The organism is Mycobacterium sp. (assembly GCF_049281135.1).
Lineage (GTDB): Bacteria > Actinomycetota > Actinomycetes > Mycobacteriales > Mycobacteriaceae > Mycobacterium.
In genome coordinates, this window is record NZ_JBAPRN010000805.1 from 1 (window position 1) to 4,749 (window position 4,749).

4 protein-coding genes are annotated in these 4,749 nt (G+C 62.3%); 2 read left to right on the top strand and 2 right to left on the bottom strand.

The features are described from left to right. Positions 1–370 precede the first annotated feature (370 nt). Positions 371–1,633: a hypothetical protein gene (locus WAN02_RS31870; RefSeq protein WP_422269350.1), complete on the top strand. Its 1,263-nt coding sequence runs from the start codon at positions 371–373 to the stop codon at positions 1,631–1,633. Positions 1,634–1,737: 104 nt separating this feature from the next. Here WAN02_RS31870 and WAN02_RS31875 read toward each other — a convergent pair whose 3' ends face one another. Beyond that, complete coding sequence (locus WAN02_RS31875) at positions 1,738–2,541, bottom strand: DNA N-6-adenine-methyltransferase (RefSeq protein WP_422269351.1); 804 nt, start codon at positions 2,539–2,541, stop codon at positions 1,738–1,740. A 52-nt stretch (positions 2,542–2,593) separates the two neighbouring features. On the opposite strand from WAN02_RS31875, the gene WAN02_RS31880 reads away from it, so the two are divergent. Then, positions 2,594–3,097, top strand: coding sequence for a tyrosine-type recombinase/integrase (locus WAN02_RS31880; protein WP_422269352.1), 504 nt, complete (start codon positions 2,594–2,596; stop codon positions 3,095–3,097). A 410-nt stretch (positions 3,098–3,507) separates the two neighbouring features. On the opposite strand, the gene WAN02_RS31885 is transcribed toward WAN02_RS31880, so the two are convergent. Beyond that, positions 3,508–4,734, bottom strand: a complete 1,227-nt coding sequence (locus tag WAN02_RS31885; protein ID WP_422269353.1) for a PucR family transcriptional regulator — start codon at positions 4,732–4,734, stop codon at positions 3,508–3,510. Positions 4,735–4,749 lie beyond the last annotated feature (15 nt).

Here is a 4,749-nt window from a genome sequence, read left to right on the forward strand (position 1 = left end):
GTCGAGATGTCCGCGATCGGGACAAAAGCGCTATTAAGAATTCCTAAGCTTCGAGGCGAAGTCAAACTGAGTGACTTACTCCCAGCAAACCCCCAGCAAACTCACGGCGAGAACTTTCACCTATGCAAAATCAGTTCGAGAAATGCAAATCGAATTTCATGGCCAACGACTGAAATCACCAGCATGCAGCCAACTTTGGAAATATGCTTGGGGTCGCAGCGAGCGGACGCACAGCTGCGTGAGGCACGAGCTGACCCATGGGTTGCGTCATCGCCAGCTCACCACGTACGTTAAATAAATCTGAAAGAAACGCCAGAGTTTCTCAGTTTTGCGGGGTTAGCACTACTACGTCTATGGGGGACGGCAAGTAATGGCTGGTCGGAATGGAAACAAGAAGAGCACAGCAGGCTTCGGTCTGGTTGGTGCGGGCGCGAGCGTGTTCTTCGCCGCAGCAGCACTGGCTACCAGTTCCGCCTCTCCCGCCAGGGCGGACTTCGAGGACTTGCTCGATCCGATCATCCAGCCGATGCTGACGTCGCTGACCGATTCGGTTGCCGCGTTCGACCCGTCGGCCGCCGCCGACGTGGCCAGCTGGAGCGACAGCGTGCTCAGCGCGATCAACTCGATCGACGTGGCCCAGCCCGGTGTGGAGTCCGCGTCGGCTGCCGCGGCGACCGGGACCGTCGACTCGCCGACCACCGGTGTCTACGACATTCCGCTCGGCCTTCAAAACGGGAATGAGCTGTCGGCCTATGCCAGCATCGACGGAGGCTCACCCACCAACCTGCTCGTCGACACCAATTACAGCGGCCTGGTCGTTCCCTTCACGAACTTCGACGGAAACAGCTACAACTTCTTCACCGAGCTGGAGCACCTGTACGACCTGGGGGTTCCCGTCGGACTCGGGGAGAGCAGCTACGGCGGCGTGGACTACCTCTACCTGACCTACGACGGCGTCTCGGTCGACTACACCGCCTTGACCAACGGCCAGGTGAACGACCTCATCACCAACACCCCGGTCGAGATGGAGGTCTACTCATGGGACCCGAGCAACCTGGGGACCCTGTCTTCTAACGACGCCTTCCAGAACTTGCTGACCGGTGATCAGGTGTCGGGCATCATGGGCATCGGCCAAGGTACTAGCGAGAGCGCGGGCGTGAGCCCGCTGGCAGGCGCGGGCTTCACCGGGGTGACCGTCGACGACACACCCTTCGCACTCGGGGGTGGGCTAATCGTCGACGACAACAACCCGTTCACCGCGATCGCCACCCTCCCCAGCGTTGGCTCCACCCCAACCAGCGACCTCTACGAGACCGTCTCGAACATCCTGGGGCAGAACCCCGTCGGAACGACGGTGTCCGACACCATCGACTCTGGCGGCGGCTACGGCACTATCCCGGCGAGCCTGGCCGGGGACGTCGCGCCCGGTTCGCTCATCACCGTGTACACCAGTCAAGGCGGCACGGAGCTGTACCAGTACCTGGTCGGCGACAACGAGGTCCCGGCCACGGCGTCCGGAAGCGCCATCGACAGCGGTGTGGTTCCGTTCTTCACCGAGCCGATCTACCTCAACTACGCCAACGACAGCGTGACGTTCGACGAACCCCAGCCGGGTGATCTACCACCATTCTGAGCCGAGCCGTGGCGGCCCGGTGAGGTATAGCGCATGGGAATCGCGCTCGCGACAGCGAGCCTGATGGCGGCGTTGTTAGCAGCTGACCGGTCGCCACGCTAAAGCTACCGCCGCGGCTTCGGCAGAATTCCACGGTGCATCTCAGCGACGAATCCGGTCGGTGAGAATTCGCGTGCGAAAGTCGAAACATCGTGGCCTAGGTAGAACACCGCCTGCCCTTGCACGGGGTTGCCCGATTCCTTTTCTGGGTGCCAGAAGTCAAGCCGCCCACGCCGAAAACAGATCGCGGACGCCTCAGCGGCGAGGTCCTGAAACCAGCCAACGTCTGTTGCGTTGCTGGTGATCGCCATCGCTCCTTTCACGCTGCCGCAACGGAATTCGGTGATCAACTTTCGGGTGAACTTCTGCATAACCGGCCGTGCATAGGGTGGATTCAGCCACACACGGCCTGCCCAGGATTGAGTAAGCCCATCGTCCTCCACCGTGTAATAGTTTTCAGCGCAGACGGTTTCGTTGGCTTCTCGGCAGCTCGCCGGGTCCAAGTCAATGGCACCCAGAACCTTGGTGACGGCCTCGATGATTACGGGTGGTGTATACCAGTCCACGTCGCCGGTTAGGTCTGGGTAGCGGTTATGTCGGAGCCGGTCAATCAGATCCGGTGACCTAGGCCAGTCCGGTTCTGGCGCAGTCGGATTCGACTGATGCGCCGGATAGGATTTGCCGTCACGGCCAGTACGGCGTCGAACGTCAGGTGGTCCATCAAGGACCACCTGCCCCTCGCCTTCGGGCCACACCCGATCCCTGGCCACCGTCTGATGGGACACGCGTTCAACGCGTCCTCGATCGACCGGTCTGACAATTCTTCGCCGATCAGGAGCGCGACCATTTGGCGGCGGTCGTTCGGCCACGACTGAGGGGTGGAGTGGAACAACACGTCGGGAGCGATCGGTCTTCGGTTCGGTGATCACCAACCTCTTGTTGACGCGGCTGATCGTCGCGGCGACCTTTAACGTCCCGGCGTCGAGGTCCACGGCCGTATTGCGGAAGCATCGCGCGGCGCAGCTGACCGAACGGATGGCGGCTGCGAACGTGTGGCAGGACACCGGGTTGGTGTTCGCGACCGAGGTTGGTACGCCGGTGGATCCGCGCAACCTGTTGCGGAGCCTTGAGCTGGCGGCAACGAGCGCCTGGGTTGTGGGCACCGGCGTCCATACTCTGCGGCATAGCGCGGCGGTGGCGTGGCTGGAGGCCGGCGTGCACATCCGTCAGGTTGCCGACCTGCTCGGGCACAGCTCTATCAGCGTGACAGGCGACATTTATGGTCACGGCTCCGACGAAGGCGCGCGGCGTGCCGTCGACAATCTTGGCGCAAGGCTTGGGCTTTGGGCTTTGAACCCCGTTGGTGCACCGATTGGCGCAAAACCCAAAAGGGATATCCCTGCTTCTTACGAAAACAACCTCTGACCTGCGTCGGGCTGACAGGATTTGAACCTGCGACCACTTGACCCCCAGTCGGAGATCGACTGATTTTTGTTGTGCTGCAATGACTCTGGAAGCTTTCTGACCCGCCGAAACCGTCTCTGGCCGTACCCCGCTAATTCTCCCCATTCAGAAGTACTTGTGACAATCGTGTGACAACGTCGGCGTTAAGGCGGTTCGATACGGAAATTCCGACATCGTTTTCTGGAGCTATCCAGACTCATCTCCCAAGAGTCGGCGCCGATGCCGCACGCCGAACCGGTCCCCCGCCGAATGAGATGCAGTAGCACTCGTGGGCGCGGACGGTAGCGAGCCGCCGACCGGTCGCAATGTCACTTGAAGTGGCCTCGGCGTGGCGGTGCGAGATGGCTCCGGGTTGGTGGGCCGTGATTTTCTCATCGCTTCAGCGGAGTAGGACGATCGACTTGACTGGTGTCGCTGTGCAGGTCGATCTGGTAGGCGAGTGCGAGCTCGGCGATCCAATGGGGATCGTCGAGGGTGTGGCCGGTGTATTCGGCGAGCCGTCGCAGCCGGTAGCGCACCGTGTTGGGGTGGCAGAAGAGGTGTTCGGCGGCGCGGGTGGCTGAGCCGTCATGATCGAGCCAAGCCCCGAACGTTTGCAGCAACCTATGTCGCTCCGCGGTTGGCAGGTCGGCCAGTCCGACGAGGGTCAAGTCGGCGAGGCGTCGCATGACATCGGGTGCAGCGACCGCGGCGATGGCCATCCGGTCGCGATCGAACACAGTCACAGGGTTTTGCGGAGTGCAGGCACGAAGAGCGATGCGCGCCAACCGTAATGCCTCGGGACTATCGGTGAGACTGTGGTAGGCGGGGCTGATACCGACGTGGCTACGGTTGGTTTCCCGTAGCACAACGATCAGTGTTTGGATGTCGCTGACCGGGTCACGCGTCAGAGCGATGCCCACTTCAGTGTCGTGGGTCAGTCCCCACGCGGAAGGGATGCCGCGCACGGCAAGGCGCCCGGTGATGTCGTGGGGTGTCGGCCGTCCTGGTTCGGCAAGTGCTGCGGTGATCACCGTGTAGGTACCTTGCGGGGGCAGCCGCAAAGTCTCGGCGGCCTCCCACAGGCTGGTGTCGGTGAGCTGGCCGTGCAGGATCGCCTGAACCAAGCTGGAACGCTGCTGCTCGCCGAAGATGGCGTGGGCGGTGATCTCTTCGCGATAGCCGTCGGCCATCTCAGTGGTGAACGTGTCGAGGACCAGCCACATCTGGGTGGCCGCGGCAACAATGACCTCGGCGCCAGCAGCGCTGTCCCCGGCGACATGGGCAAGTTTTTCCCACAGGAAAGCGGCGGCAACGCGGTAGGCGGCCATCACCGCGGTCAGCGGTACCCCCGCGCGAGCACGGGCGCGCCCGTTGTCATATGACCGCGCCGATGAGGTGGCCGGCTCGCCGCCGAGCTCGGTGAAGATGACCTCAACGTTAGCCCGGCTGGCCTGGCGCAACTGCTCAGTCGTGACGATGTCGGCGCGACGGTAGATCGGGACGGCAGCCTGGATGCTGTCGGCCATTTCGGCGGCCAGTTCGTCAGCATCTTTGAGCAGAACCTTGCCGAGCGCGGTAACCTGCCGCGCCACGTTGCGATCGAGGATTTGTCCCACCACACGATCCTAGGC

Excerpts from the sequence above, each read along its gene's own strand:
- WAN02_RS31870 (WP_422269350.1), top strand. The coding sequence starts at position 371 with ATGGCTGGTCGGAATGGAAACAAGAAGAGCACAGCAGGCTTCGGTCTG.